The following is a 12,218-nucleotide window of genomic DNA, read 5'->3' on the forward strand; positions in this document are numbered from 1 at the left end:
TGCCTCGCTGCTAGAGCGTGACGCCCTGCGGCTTGAGGACCACCTTGATGGTGCCGTCCGTCTTCTTCTGGAAGTGCTTGTAGGCGGCCGGCGCCTCGTCGATCGAGACCTCGTGGGTCATGAGGTCCATGACGCCCAGCGGGTCCGCGGGATCCTCGACGATCGGGAGGAGCTCGTCCGTCCAGCTCCGCACGTTGCACTGGCCCATGCGCAGCTGGATCTGCTTGTCGAACATGGTCAGCATCGGCATGGGGGTGGCCGTGCCGCCGTAGACCCCGCTGAGGGATATGGTCCCGCCCCGCCGGACGGCGTCGATGGCGGAGTGCAGGACGCTCGTGCGGTCGCTGCCGCCGGTCTCCATGACCTTCTGTGCCAGCTTGTCCGGGAGGATGCCCACGGCGTTCTGCGCGAAGGCGCCCACCGGGGAACCGTGCGCCTCCATGCCGACGGCGTCCACGATCGCGTCCGGGCCGCGCCCGCCGGTCATACTGCGCAGTTCCTCCGCGGTGTCCTTCGTGAAGTCGAGGGTCTCGATGCCGTGGCGCTTGGCCATCTCGCGGCGTTCGGGGACGGGCTCGACGGCGATCACGCGGTGGCCCAGGTGCCTGCCGATGCGTGCGGCGAACTGGCCGACCGGTCCGAGACCGTACACCGTGAGGACGCCGTCCTTCGGCACGTCCGCGTACTGCACGCCCTGCCATGCCGTCGGGAGGATGTCCGAGAGGTAGAGGTAGCGCTCATCCGGCAGGTCCGAGCCGACCTTCACCGCGCCGTAGTCGGCGAAGGGGACGCGCAGGAACTCCGCCTGGCCGCCGGGCACCGAGCCGTACAACTCGGAGAAGCCGAACAGGGACGCGCCCGACCCCTTCGCGTGCACCTGGGTGGTCTCGCACTGCGACTGCAGGCCGCGCGTGCACATGAAGCAGTAGCCGCAGGAGATGTTGAACGGGATGACGACGCGGTCGCCGACCTTGAGGTTGCTGATGCCCGAGCCCACCTCCTCGACAATGCCCATCGGCTCGTGGCCGAGGATGTCGCCCTTGTGCATGTACGGGCCGAGCACCTCGTAGAGGTGCAGGTCCGAGCCGCAGATGGCGGTCGAGGTGATGCGGACGATTGCGTCCGTGGGTTCCTGGATCGTGGGGTCGGGCACGTTCTCCACGCTGATGTTGCGCTTGCCCTGCCATGTCACTGCCTTCATGTGGTGCTCCTCCGGGTAGTAAGTAGGCTTCCCTTCCCACTATTCACCTCTTCACCGCGAATGGAAAGTCGAACCTCCTCGTCGCCTAGCCTTGTCAGGTGCAGCTTCTCTCATCCCCGGCGGTCCGGGTGGCCCTGTCCGTCGCGATCGCGACCGGCCTGTACGGCCTCTCCTTCGGCGCGCTGTCCGTCGCGGCCGGGCTGACGCTCCTCCAGACCATGGCGCTCAGCCTCCTGCTGTTCAGCGGTGGTTCGCAGTTCGCCTTCATCGGTGTCGTCGCCGGCGGGGGGAGCGGCCTCTCGGCGATGTCCGCCGCGGCGCTGCTGGGGATCCGCAACGGCGTCTACGGTATGCAGGTCAACGTGCTGCTCCGACCGTCCCGCTGGCGGAAGCTCCCTGCCGCGCACCTCACGATCGACGAGTCGGTGGCCACCGCGACGGGTCAGACCGATCCGGAGGAACAGCGCCGCGGGTTCTGGGCCGCCGGGATCGGCGTCTTCGTGCTGTGGAACCTCTTCACGCTCGTGGGCGCGCTGGCGGGGAACGCGATGGGTGATCCGGCCCGCTGGGGCCTCGACGGCGCCGCTGTTGCCGCGTTCCTCGGCCTGCTGTGGCCGCGCATCCGCTCGCGGGAGCCTGCGGCGATCGCCGTGGTCTGCGCCGTCGTCACGCTCATCGCCGTGCCCCTCGTCCCACCGGGCGTGCCGATCCTCATCGCGGCCGTCGTGGCCGCAGTGCTTGGGCTCTCGGGGCTCGGACCGGCGACGGAGGGACTGGAACCCGACGTCGAGCCGTACCCCTCGGCGCCTGCTGGCCCGGTGCGGGGGGACGTATGAGCCTGTGGGGCTGGGTCCTGCTCGCATGTGCGGTGTCGATCGCCACGAAGTTCCTCGGCTTCCTGGTGCCCGCGAGACTGCTCGACAATCCACGCATGCTGCGCGTCGCCGGGTCGCTGACCATCGGCCTGCTCGCCGCCCTGACGGCGACGAACGCGTTCGCGTCCGGTCAGGTGCTCGTCGTCGACGCGCGGCTCGCGGCGCTGGTGGCGGCCGCCGTCGCGCTGTGGCTGCGGGCACCGTTCCTCGTGGTGGTCGCGGTCGGGGCGCTCGCGGCCGGCGTGGCGAGGCTGCTGGGCGCGGCGTAACTCCCGGGTGCTGGGGCACTGCTGCCCATCGTCCGCGGGGCCCAGTGGGACTGGCTGCTCCCGCCGACCGTGCGGTTCCACCGGACAGGCGGGCGGGGACGTGGGCCCGGGCCCGCCGGCTACCTAGGCCGTGGAGCGCGGCACGAACCTGATTAGCGCGACGCCGAGCAGGCAGACCGCGGAGCCGAGGAGGTCCCAGCGGTCCGGCCGGAAGCCGTCGATGAGCATGCCCCACGCCAGCGACCCGGCCACGAACACGCCGCCGTACGCTGCGAGGATCCGCCCGAAGTCCGGGTCCGGCTGCAGGGTGGCCACGAAGCCGTAGGCGCCGAGGGCCATGATGCCGAGTCCGGCCCACCACCACGGCCTGCCCTCGCGGACCGCCTGCCAGATGAGCCACGCCCCGCCGATCTCGGCCGCCGCGGCGACGACGAACAGGAGCGTGATGCGCAGGATCACGGGTTCGGGGTCCCCTGGGCGGGCCGGGAGGCGCCGACGACGGCGGCCGTCGCCTCCGCGATCGCCGCCTCCTCGTCGGTCGGCACCACGAGCACGGGGAACGCCGACGCCTCGGTGCTGATGATGCGCGCGTCCTTGCTGCGCTCGCCGTTCCTCGTCTCGTCGAGTTCCAGGCCGAGAGCGCCCAGCCGGGCGACGACGGCGGTGCGGAAGGCTGACGCGTTCTCGCCGATGCCTGCAGTGAACACGAGGGCCTGCGCTCCGCCGACCGCCACGTGGTAGCCGCCCACGTACTTCGCGAGCCGGTAGGAGGCCACGTCGATCGCGCGCTGTGCCGGGGAATCACCGGCGTCGGCGGCCTCCGTCACGGAGCGCATGTCGTTCGTGCCCGCCAAACCCTTGAGCCCGCTGTTGCGGTTGAGGAGGGTGTCGAGGTCCTGTTCGGTGTACCCCTCACGGAGGAGGAACAGCAGGATGGACGGGTCGATGTCACCCGACCGGGTCCCCATGACGAGGCCCTCGAGGGGCGTGAAGCCCATCGAGGTGTCGACGCTCTCGCCGTCGCGCACGGCGGTGACGGACGCGCCGTTGCCGAGATGCGCGATCACGCCCGTGAAGGTGTCCGTGCCGAGCAGGTCCGCCGCCCCGCGCGCCACGAAGGCGTGCGAGGTGCCGTGGAAGCCGTAGCGGCGGATCCCGAACTTCCGGTACAGCTCGTCAGGCACCGCGTACCGCCAGGCGTGCTCGGGGAGCGTGCGGTGGAACGCCGTGTCGAACACCGCGACCTGCGGCAGGTCCGGCCACTTGTCGGTGATGGCGCGGATACCGGTGACGGCGGCCGGGTTGTGCAGGGGAGCCAGCGGGTTGAGGCGCTCGATGGCCCGGGTGATTTCGTTGTCGATGAGCACCGGCTCGCTGAAGCGCTCGCCGCCGTGGACCACACGGTGCCCGACGGCGTCGATCCGGCGGCCGTCCAGGGCCGCGGACACCTCGCCGTCCACGCGGTCGAGCGCCGCCGCGTGGTCGGGCACCTCGGCCTCCCCGATCCGCTCGACGAGGCCCTCCGCGAGGACGTCGTCGCCCTCCCGGACCTGGTACTTGAGCGAGGATGAGCCGGAGTTGATGACGAGGATGATCATGGGGTCCTGTCCTGTGGGGGTTCAGACGGAGGGGTTCGGGCGGATGGGGTCAGGAGGTGGCGGGCTGCTGGGCCTGCACCGCGGTGATGGCCACGGTGTTGACGATGTCCTCCACGGTGCAGCCGCGGGAGAGGTCGTTGACGGGCTTGCGCAGGCCCTGCAGGACGGGCCCGACGGCGACGGCACCGGCCGATTGCTGCACGGCCTTGTAGGTGTTGTTGCCTGTGTTCAGGTCCGGGAAGATGAAGACCGTCGCCTGGCCGGCCACCGAGGACTCGGGGAGCTTGGAAGCCGCGACCGAGACGTCGACGGCGGCGTCGTACTGGATGGGGCCCTCGACCGCGAGGTCCGGGCGCTGCTTCCGGACGAGCTCGGTGGCACGCCGGACCTCGTCCACCGCGCCGCCGGAGCCCGACTCACCCGTGGAGTAGGAGAGCATGGCGATGCGCGGCTCCACGCCGAACTGCTCGGCCGTCTCCGCGGAGGCCACCGCGATGTCCGCGAGCTGCTCCTCGTTGGGCTCCGGGTTGACCGCGCAGTCGCCGTACACGAGCACGCGGTCCTGCAGCAGCATGAGGAACACCGAGGAGACGATCTTCACGCCGTCCTTGGTCTTCACGAACTCGAGCGCCGGCCGGATGGTGTTCGCCGTGGTGTGTGCCGCGCCGGACACCATGCCGTCCACCCTGCCGAGCTGCACCATCATCGTCCCGAAGTATGCTCCCTCGAGCATGCGCTCGCGGGCTTCCTTCATCGAGACGTTCTTGTGGGCGCGGACCCGGACGTACTCGGTGGCGAACTCCTCGCGCAGGTCCGACGTCGACGGGTCCACGAGCGTGACGCCGCTGAGATCGATGCCCTGGCCGGCGGCGAGTTCGCGGACCCGAGCCTCGGGGCCGAGGATCGTGAGGTCGCAGACGTCGCGGCGCTGGAGGATCTCGGCGGCCTTCAGGACCCGCAGGTCCTCGCCCTCGGGGAGGACGATGTGCTTGCGCTCGGCCCTGGCCCGCTGGATCAGTTCGTGCAGGAAGCGCAGCGGCGTCATGCTGACGGGGCGGGGGAGTTCGAGGCGCTCGAGCAGTTCGTTCTCGTCGACCTGCCGCGACCAGGCGCCCAGCGCGGCGGCGGCCTTGCGGCGCAGTCCGCTCGCGATCTCGCCGCGCACCTCGCTGACGTGGCGGGCCACGGTGTACGTGTCGTCGTCGAGCGCGAAGACGGGGAACGGTGCCTGCGCGAGCAGGGCCAGGATGTTGGGATCGGGGGCGAGCCCGCCGGTCAGGAACAGGGCGGACGGCACGGGGAACTCGGGGGAGAACGACGACGCCAGGGTCGCCACCAGGACGTCCGCGCGGTCGCCCGGCACGATCACGAGCGCGCCGTCCGTGAGCAGGTGCAGGAAGTTGCCGACGTTCATGGCGGCGACGCGCACGCTGGTGACGTCCCGCTCCAGGTTCGAGTTCCCGGCGATCTGCCGGGCGCCGAGGTCCACGGCCACCTCGGAGACGGTGGGCTGGGAGATCTCGGACAGCTCGGGGATCACGTAGACGGGCCGGCCCGAACGGCCGGGGCGCACCTGCTCGCTGATCGCGGTGACGGCGTCGTCGGCCGCGCGGTTGACCATCATCGCGAGGAGGGACGCCTTCGCGGCGTCGAGTTCGCGGCGGGCGACGTCCACGGCGTCGGCGGCCTCCTCGGCGGTCATGCCCTTCGCACTGACGACGGCGAGGACCATGGCGCCGAGGTTGTTGGCCAGGCGCGCGTTGAGGTCGAACTCGACGGCGGCGTCGTTCCCGGACAGGTCGGTGCCCTCGACGATGACGACGTCGCACTCCGCGGCGATCTCGCTGTAGATGGCGACGCAGCGGGCGTCGATCTCCGCGCGGTCGCCCGTCACGAGCAGGGCGCGGGCCTCGGCCCGGGTGAGGCCGCCGCGGGCACGGCTCTCGGGGAGGTCGAACGCTCGCTGCATGAGGCGGACCATGGGGTCCGCGGCGGGATCGTCCCCTTCGACGATGGGCCGGAAGAAGCCCACGCGGTCGGCGTGCCGGTGCAGCATGTCCGCCAGGCCCAGGGAGATCAGGGACTTGCCGGAGCCGTTGGTCATGGCGCTCACATATATTCCGCGGGTCATGGGCCCAGTCTTACAGGGTCGCAGGAGGCCCGCCATAATCGATGTCACGCCGTCGCCGCCAGGCCTTGACCCGGCCCGGACCCCGGCGTAACGTACAACCACATGGTTGTAGAAATGCCGACGCAGGACGAGGTGGACCGTGTGTTCCACGCGCTCGCCGACGCGACACGGAGGGATATCGTGGCGCGCGTCCTTGTAACCGAGTATTCGGTATCCGGTCTGGCCGAGCAGTACGACATGAGCTTCGCGGCAGTGCAGAAACACGTGGCGGTGCTCGAACGGGCCTCACTGGTTTCCAAGGAGAAGCGCGGACGGGAGCAGATCGTGCGCGGAGAGGTCGGTGGCGTACAGAAGGCGCAGCGCCTGCTCGACGACTACGAAAGGATCTGGCGGCAGCGCGTCGACCGGATCACGGACCTTCTCGGCGACGATGCCGGGACGAACGACTAGGAAGGCACCATCATGACCGTCATCAGTACGGAAAAGGACACCGAAGCGCTCAGCTTCAGGCTCGTCGCAGAATTCGACGCCGGCATCGAACGCGTCTGGCGGATCTGGGCGGACCCGCGGCAACTCGAACGGTGGTGGGGTCCGCCCACCTGGCCTGCCACCTTCGATGCCTACGAGTTCGCGCTGGGCGGGCGCGCCGCCTACTTCATGAGGGGGCCCGACGGCGAGACCTCGCGGGGCTGGTGGCGCATCACGGGTATCGATGCCCCGCACCGCCTGACGTTCGACGACGGCTTCGCGGACGAGAACGGTGACCCCGTGCCCGAGATGGGCGAGACGCACGCGACCGTGACCCTCGAGGACCTCGGCGGCCGGACCCGGATGACCATGGCCACGACCTTCGAGTCCGTCGAGCAGCTCGACCAGATGGTGGCGATGGGCATGGAGGAGGGACTGACCCTCGCGCTCGGCCAGGTGGACGCCCTCCTCGCGGAGGACGCGCAGGTCTGAGCCCGCCGTCGGACCGCCCGGGAAAGCAGCAAGGACCGCCGAAGCACGCTGTCGGCGGTCCTTGCTGTCCTCTCGGCGGAGGAGTGGGAGTCTCAGGCGGTGGCGGCCTTCGGCTTCCGGTTGGGCAGGGCGAGCTTGAAGATCTTCGCCCAGGTGGAGCCGACCTGCTTGGGCAGCGGGCCCGTGGTGTAGGGGAGCCCGTAGCGGGTGCAGATCTCACGGACCTTCACGGCCACCTCGGCGTACCGGTTGGACGGCAGGTCCGGGAAGCAGTGGTGCTCGATCTGGTGGGACAGGTTACCCGTCATGAAGTGCATGAGCTTCGAGCCGGAGATGTTCGCCGAGCCGATCATCTGGCGGACGTACCAGTCACCGCGGGTCTCGCCGTCCACCTCCTCCTCCGTGAACGTGTCCGTGCCGTCGGGGAAGTGACCGCAGAAGATCACGGCGTGCGCCCAGAAGTTGCGGATGGCGTTGGCGGCGAGCGTCCCGTAGAGGGCCTGCTTGCCGGAGCCGGTCAGCATGGCGACGGCGGGAGTGGCGGCGTAGTCCTTGGAGAACTGCTTGACGACCTTGACGCCCACGGCCTTGAGGTCGCGGTTCATGTCCTTCTTGGACTTCAGGCCCTCCTTGTACTCCGGGATCTCGAGGTCGTACAGGGCGATGCCCCACTCGAAGACCGGCGCCAGGATGGCGTTGTACAGCGGGTTGCCGAGGTTGAAAGGGCGCCACGGCTGGTCGGGGTCCATGCGGAGCAGGTTGTACCCGATGTCCCTGTCCTTGCCGATGACGTTGGTCCAGCGGTGGTGCAGGTCGTTGTGCGTGTGCTGCCAGGAGCGCGCCGGGGTGACGAAGTCCCACTCCCAGGTGGTGGAGTGGATGTCGGGGTCGCGCATCCAGTCCCACTGGCCGTGCAGCACGTTGTGCCCGATCTCCATGTTCTCCATGATCTTCGCGAGGCTCAGCATGGCCGTACCGGCGAACCAGGCCGGCTTGTACTTGCTGAACAGGAGGGTGCCGCGGCCGGCGAACTCCAGGGACCGCTGGAGCTTGATGACGCGGCGGATGTACGCGGCATCGGTGGCCCCGCGCTTCGCGAGGATCTCGTCACGGACGGCGTCGAGTTCGCGGCCGAGCTCCTCGACCTGCTCGTCCGTCAGATGCTTGGCGGCATCGGGGCGGACCAGGGGGTGTCCGGTTGCCGCGAGGGCGCCCGGGCGGGTCACTGTGGTGGTCATGATGACTCCTCCGTTGGGTGTTACAGGTCGAGGTTCACGGGCCCGGCGGCTGCCGAGACGCAGGTCTGGATGAGCTGGCCGGGGGTGTTGTGCAGCTCCCCGGAGCGGAGATCGCGCACCTGGCCGGCACGCAGCGGGATGAGGCAGCTGTGGCAGATGCCCATCCGGCAGCCGCTCGGCATGAGGACGCCCGCGTCCTCGCCGATGTCCAGGAGCGGGGTGTCGCCGTCGGCCTCCACCTCGCGGTCGGACTGCTCGAAGGTGACGAGGCCGCCGTCGTGCCCGGCGCCCGCCGTGAGGTCGGTGCTGAACCGTTCGATCGTCAGCGTGCCGGTCGGGACGCCCTGCGTCGCGGCTCCGGTGGTGACGTCCGGGACGGTGCGCGACTGCTCGAGGGCCGATTCCCGCTCCCACAGGTCCTCGGCCTCGTCCAGGAACCCCTCGGGGCCGCAGGCGTAGGCGGCACGTGAGCGCCAGTCGGGGCAGAGGTCGGCGATGGTCTGGGCGGTGAACTGCAGGCGCCCGCGGGCACTGGTGAACCAGTGCCGGACCGTGAGGTTGGGGAACTGGTCCGCCAGTTCGTCCAGCTCCTCACGGAACACGCTCGTCTCCGGGGCGGTGTTGGAGTTGATCAGCACCACATCCGCGTCCGGTCGGCGGGGGACGAGCGTGCGGATCATCGACATGACGGGCGTGATGCCGCTGCCCGCCGTGAGCATGAGCAGGGACCGTGGGTGCTCGGGGAGCACGAAGTCGCCCTGGGGCGGGTCGAGGAACAGGACGTCGCCCGGCTTGGTGTCACGCACCAGGACGTGGGACACCGAGCCGGCGTCCTTGACGGTGATGGCCGGATCGTGTCCCGCGGCGGCGCTCAGGGAGTAGGAGCGCCACTGGCGGACCCCGTCGAGCTCGACGCCGATGCGCGCCCACTGGCCCGCCTGGTGCGCGTGCCAGCCGTGCCCGGGGCGGAAGTAGATGGTGGCGGAATCCTCGGTCTCGTGCACCACGCGCGTCACGACGCCGCGAAGCTGGCGCGAGGAGTACACGGGGTTGAAGAGCGCCAGAAAGTCTTCCGCCGTGAGTGGGGTGGTCAGCGCGGCGGTTACGCGCGCCAACTTCTTGAACCGGGTCATTTCACAACAATATAGCCTCGGCCGCTAATGGCGCGCACCGTTGACGTAGGGTTGACAGAGCAGAATTATCTTGACGAAACAGATCGGAGCAGATCCCGTGAGTTCTGACACGCTGGAGATCGCTCCTCCGGAGCCGCCCTGGCTCGCTCTGCCACCGGAGGTCAGCGACCGGTTGAGGCCGCTCACGCCGGACCTCGTGGACGCCATCATCGAAGCGGTCCCGCAGTTGGTCCCGGCCTACGCCCGGCCGATGGAGGGCAACTTCGGTCGTGGCCTGCGCCGGGGCGTTGCCGCGGCCCTCGAGCGGTTCCTCGAACTGCCGGGGACCGGGATGCCCGCGCTCTCCGATCAGAGCCGTGAGCTCGTGGCGGGTCTCGGCCGCGGGGAGTTCCGCCAGGGGCGCAGCATGGATGCGCTGCTCGGTGCCTACCGGATGGGCGCGCGCGTCACGTTCCGGGAGATGTCGCGCCGCTCCATGGAGGAGGGCCTGGGCCCCGCCGTCGTCGTGGACCTCGGGGAGTCGATCATGGCCTACATCGACGAACTCTCTGCGGTGAGCGCCGAGGCCTACGCCTTCGAGCAGTCGGAGCGGGCCGGGGCCGTGGACCGCCGCCGGGCCGAACTGCTGGAGCTGCTCCTGCTCGGACAGGCCGACGAGACCGCACTCCGGCAGGCGGCGTCCCTCGCGGACTGGTCCGTCCCCGCACAGGTGGCGGTGGTGACGCTGCCCCTGGATCGTGCCCGGGGGATCCGGCAGCACCTCGGGGCGGGGGCGATCGTCGTCGAACGCGAGACCGACGCCGTCGCCCTGGTGCCCGAACGCGGACCGCGGCAGCGCGCCGAGCTCGACCGCGTGCTCACCGGCCGGAGCGCGGCCATCGGACCCGCGGGCAGCCTCGAGCAGGTGGCGCAGTCACTGCGGCTGGCCGTACTGGCCGCGTCCATGCTCCCTCCGCGCGAGGGGGCGGACGACGGTCCGGTGTGGGCTGACGAAAACCTGACCGAAGTGGTCCTCGCGGCCGAGCCGTCCGCGGTCCGGGAATTGTCCCGCCGGCGGCTCGCGCCTCTGGCCGGGCTGCCGGACGCCCAGCGCGTCAAGCTCGAGGAGACCCTCCTGGCCTGGCTGCGGCACTGGGGCCAGCGTGCTCCGATCGCCGAGGAGCTCGGCATCCATGGGCAGACGGTCGGCTATCGCGTCCAGCAGCTGCGCGAGCTGTTCGGTGATTGCCTGAAGGACCCGAAGGTGCGCTTCGAACTGGAGATCGCGCTGCGCAGTGACCTGAAGGTCCCCGCCCCGTCCGCCTAGACGCCTCGGTAGGTCGCCGCCGTCCAGAGGTGGAACAGGGCGTAGGCGCGGTAGGGACGCCAGTCCTCCGACAGCCTCTCGGCATCCCGGATGGTGGGGTTGCCCATGGCCCGGCGTGCCACGAGGTCGCCCGGCGTGAACGCGTCCGGATCGCGCAGGACCCGTACGGCGAGGTAGTCGGCGGACCATGGGCCGATCCCGGGGATCGCGAGCAGCTGCCGGCGCAGCACCGCGGGATCGGCGTCGGGGTCCAGCGTCAGGCCGCCGGCGACGGCGCGGGCCACGTGCTGCACCGTCGCACCCCGCGTGCGCGTCACGCCCACAGCCGCACGCAGCTCCTCGGGCGGTGCGTCGGCAAGGGATTGGGGCGTCGGGAACAGCGTCAGGCCCGACACCAACCGCTCACCGTACGCCGCCGCGAGCCGCCCGCCGAACGTGCCGCCCGCGGCGACGGACACCTGCTGGCCGAGGACCGTCATGACGGCGGCCTCGAAGGGCTCGGGGTAGCCGACCGCGCGCAGCCCGGGGTGCTGCCGGACCAGCGGGCCGAGGAGCGGATCGCCGTCGAACGCACGCTCGACGGCGGCGACGTCGGTGTCGAGGTCCAGCCACGTACGTGTGAGGCGCACGAGGTGCGCGAACTCGGCGTCATCGTCCGTATCCGCGCTCAGTTCGACGTCGTCGGCTCCGATGGTCACCGTGACGCGGCGGGGACCGCCCGGCGTCGGCAGCAGTCGCGTGTGCGAGCGCCCGGACGGGTCGGCCAGCTCGCAGCCGGGGATGGCGTGGTTCAACAGGATCGCGGCCATGGGGCCGGCCGCCAGAGCGCCGTTCGGCGCGAGGACGGCGGTGCGGCTCACGGGCGGACGGCGTGGACGGCCACGCCGGTCGCGAGCACCGTCCTGCCGCCGGGGTCGCGTGCCACGGACATGCAACTCCTCGGGATTCGGGAAGGGGACCGCGTCCCAGCCTACGCGCGCTTCGATCCGCCTATCACGCCCGGGGTCTTCCGTCACAACGAAGTTCGGAGGGACATGGAGGACGGGCGTGGAGAAAAGTCCCATCCCTTACCGGTATATTGCAGCCGGTATATGGAATACTTCCGCCTCCGCCGAGGTTGAGAGTGGCATCTGGGCGACATTCCCGCCCATAGAAGGAGATCACCCGTAATGGCAACCGACTACGACGAGCCCCGCGTTCGTCCGGAAGACCAGCCGGCCAACGAGTCGTTGGAGGCAATTCAGGCTCAGCGCAGCGCAACCACGCAGACCGCGCTGATCGACGTCGAGGACGGCGAAACCGCAGAGGGCATTGACCTTCCGGGCGCCGACCTCTCGCACGAGGAACTCCTGATCCAGGTCATCCCCCAGCAGGAGGACGAGTTCACCTGCATGTCCTGTTTCCTGGTGCACCACCGCAGCCAGCTTGCGCGCGAGAAGAACGGCGACAAATACTGCACCGAGTGCGAGGGCTGACCGCTCCTCCGCACGCTTGCAGAGCCCCTGGC

13 protein-coding genes are annotated in these 12,218 nt (G+C 70.1%); 6 read left to right on the forward strand and 7 right to left on the reverse strand.

Annotated elements, in window-relative coordinates:
- Positions 1-10: 10 nt before the first annotated feature.
- On the reverse strand, positions 11-1,201 hold the full coding sequence (locus ACX80F_RS06745; protein ID WP_459335608.1) for a zinc-dependent alcohol dehydrogenase: 1,191 nt from the start codon (positions 1,199-1,201) through the stop codon (positions 11-13).
- Positions 1,202-1,299: 98 nt separating this feature from the next.
- Between ACX80F_RS06745 and ACX80F_RS06750 the strand changes: the two genes are divergently transcribed.
- Together ACX80F_RS06750 and ACX80F_RS06755 are read left to right on the forward strand one after the other, a co-directional pair.
- A complete protein-coding gene (locus ACX80F_RS06750) occupies positions 1,300-2,037 on the forward strand; it encodes an AzlC family ABC transporter permease (RefSeq protein ID WP_459335609.1) in 738 nt (245 codons plus the stop codon).
- The gene (locus ACX80F_RS06755) at positions 2,034-2,345 is read left to right on the forward strand and encodes an AzlD domain-containing protein (RefSeq protein ID WP_459335610.1); all 312 of its coding nucleotides are present in this window, start codon (positions 2,034-2,036) and stop codon (positions 2,343-2,345) included. Before ACX80F_RS06750 ends, ACX80F_RS06755 begins: the two co-directional genes overlap by 4 nt.
- A 123-nt stretch (positions 2,346-2,468) precedes the next feature.
- Here ACX80F_RS06755 and ACX80F_RS06760 read toward each other — a convergent pair whose 3' ends face one another.
- Genes ACX80F_RS06760 through pta form a run of 3 tightly spaced genes read right to left on the reverse strand, consistent with a single transcriptional unit; the run spans position 2,469 to position 6,074 of the window.
- Entirely contained in the window at positions 2,469-2,804 is a 336-nt protein-coding gene (locus tag ACX80F_RS06760; RefSeq protein ID WP_459335611.1) for a YnfA family protein, read from the reverse strand.
- A complete protein-coding gene (locus ACX80F_RS06765; RefSeq protein ID WP_459335612.1) occupies positions 2,801-3,943 on the reverse strand; it encodes an acetate/propionate family kinase in 1,143 nt (380 codons plus the stop codon). The genes ACX80F_RS06760 and ACX80F_RS06765 overlap by 4 nt, the downstream gene beginning before the upstream one ends.
- 49 nt (positions 3,944-3,992) lie before the next feature.
- A complete protein-coding gene (gene pta / locus ACX80F_RS06770) occupies positions 3,993-6,074 on the reverse strand; it encodes a phosphate acetyltransferase (RefSeq protein ID WP_459335613.1) in 2,082 nt (693 codons plus the stop codon).
- Between the two features lie 102 nt (positions 6,075-6,176).
- On the opposite strand from pta, the gene ACX80F_RS06775 reads away from it, so the two are divergent.
- Together ACX80F_RS06775 and ACX80F_RS06780 are read left to right on the forward strand one after the other, a co-directional pair.
- Entirely contained in the window at positions 6,177-6,524 is a 348-nt protein-coding gene (locus ACX80F_RS06775; RefSeq protein ID WP_459335614.1) for an ArsR/SmtB family transcription factor, read from the forward strand.
- 12 nt (positions 6,525-6,536) lie between these two features.
- Positions 6,537-7,034, forward strand: a complete 498-nt coding sequence (locus ACX80F_RS06780) for an SRPBCC family protein (protein ID WP_459335615.1) — start codon at positions 6,537-6,539, stop codon at positions 7,032-7,034.
- A gap of 92 nt (positions 7,035-7,126) precedes the next feature.
- Here the strand turns inward: ACX80F_RS06780 and ACX80F_RS06785 are convergent, their stop codons facing one another.
- A complete protein-coding gene (locus ACX80F_RS06785; protein ID WP_459335616.1) occupies positions 7,127-8,272 on the reverse strand; it encodes a fatty acid desaturase family protein in 1,146 nt (381 codons plus the stop codon).
- A 20-nt stretch (positions 8,273-8,292) separates the two neighbouring features.
- Positions 8,293-9,405: a ferredoxin reductase gene (locus ACX80F_RS06790; protein WP_459335617.1), complete on the reverse strand. Its 1,113-nt coding sequence runs from the start codon at positions 9,403-9,405 to the stop codon at positions 8,293-8,295.
- A 97-nt stretch (positions 9,406-9,502) separates the two neighbouring features.
- On the opposite strand from ACX80F_RS06790, the gene ACX80F_RS06795 reads away from it, so the two are divergent.
- Positions 9,503-10,711, forward strand: coding sequence for a PucR family transcriptional regulator (locus ACX80F_RS06795; protein ID WP_459335618.1), 1,209 nt, complete (start codon positions 9,503-9,505; stop codon positions 10,709-10,711).
- Here the strand turns inward: ACX80F_RS06795 and ACX80F_RS06800 are convergent.
- On the reverse strand, positions 10,708-11,571 hold the full coding sequence (locus ACX80F_RS06800; RefSeq protein WP_459335619.1) for a DNA-3-methyladenine glycosylase family protein: 864 nt from the start codon (positions 11,569-11,571) through the stop codon (positions 10,708-10,710). The two genes, ACX80F_RS06795 and ACX80F_RS06800, sit on opposite strands and share 4 nt — an antisense overlap.
- A gap of 309 nt (positions 11,572-11,880) precedes the next feature.
- On the opposite strand from ACX80F_RS06800, the gene ACX80F_RS06805 reads away from it, so the two are divergent.
- Positions 11,881-12,186, forward strand: a complete 306-nt coding sequence (locus tag ACX80F_RS06805; protein ID WP_104048589.1) for a DUF4193 domain-containing protein — start codon at positions 11,881-11,883, stop codon at positions 12,184-12,186.
- The last annotated feature ends 32 nt before the right edge of the window (positions 12,187-12,218 follow it).

It is taken from the genome of Arthrobacter sp. TMS2-4 (assembly GCF_054511075.1).

Excerpts from the sequence above, each read along its gene's own strand:
- ACX80F_RS06755 (WP_459335610.1), top strand. The coding sequence starts at position 2,034 with ATGAGCCTGTGGGGCTGGGTCCTGCTCGCATGTGCGGTGTCGATCGCC.
- ACX80F_RS06780 (WP_459335615.1), top strand. The coding sequence starts at position 6,537 with ATGACCGTCATCAGTACGGAAAAGGACACCGAAGCGCTCAGCTTCAGG.
- ACX80F_RS06765 (WP_459335612.1), bottom strand. The coding sequence starts at position 3,943 with ATGATCATCCTCGTCATCAACTCCGGCTCATCCTCGCTCAAGTACCAG.
- ACX80F_RS06775 (WP_459335614.1), top strand. The coding sequence starts at position 6,177 with ATGGTTGTAGAAATGCCGACGCAGGACGAGGTGGACCGTGTGTTCCAC.
- ACX80F_RS06745 (WP_459335608.1), bottom strand. The coding sequence starts at position 1,201 with ATGAAGGCAGTGACATGGCAGGGCAAGCGCAACATCAGCGTGGAGAAC.
- ACX80F_RS06790 (WP_459335617.1), bottom strand. The coding sequence starts at position 9,405 with ATGACCCGGTTCAAGAAGTTGGCGCGCGTAACCGCCGCGCTGACCACC.
- ACX80F_RS06805 (WP_104048589.1), top strand. The coding sequence starts at position 11,881 with ATGGCAACCGACTACGACGAGCCCCGCGTTCGTCCGGAAGACCAGCCG.
- pta (WP_459335613.1), bottom strand. The coding sequence starts at position 6,074 with ATGACCCGCGGAATATATGTGAGCGCCATGACCAACGGCTCCGGCAAG.
- ACX80F_RS06785 (WP_459335616.1), bottom strand. The coding sequence starts at position 8,272 with ATGACCACCACAGTGACCCGCCCGGGCGCCCTCGCGGCAACCGGACAC.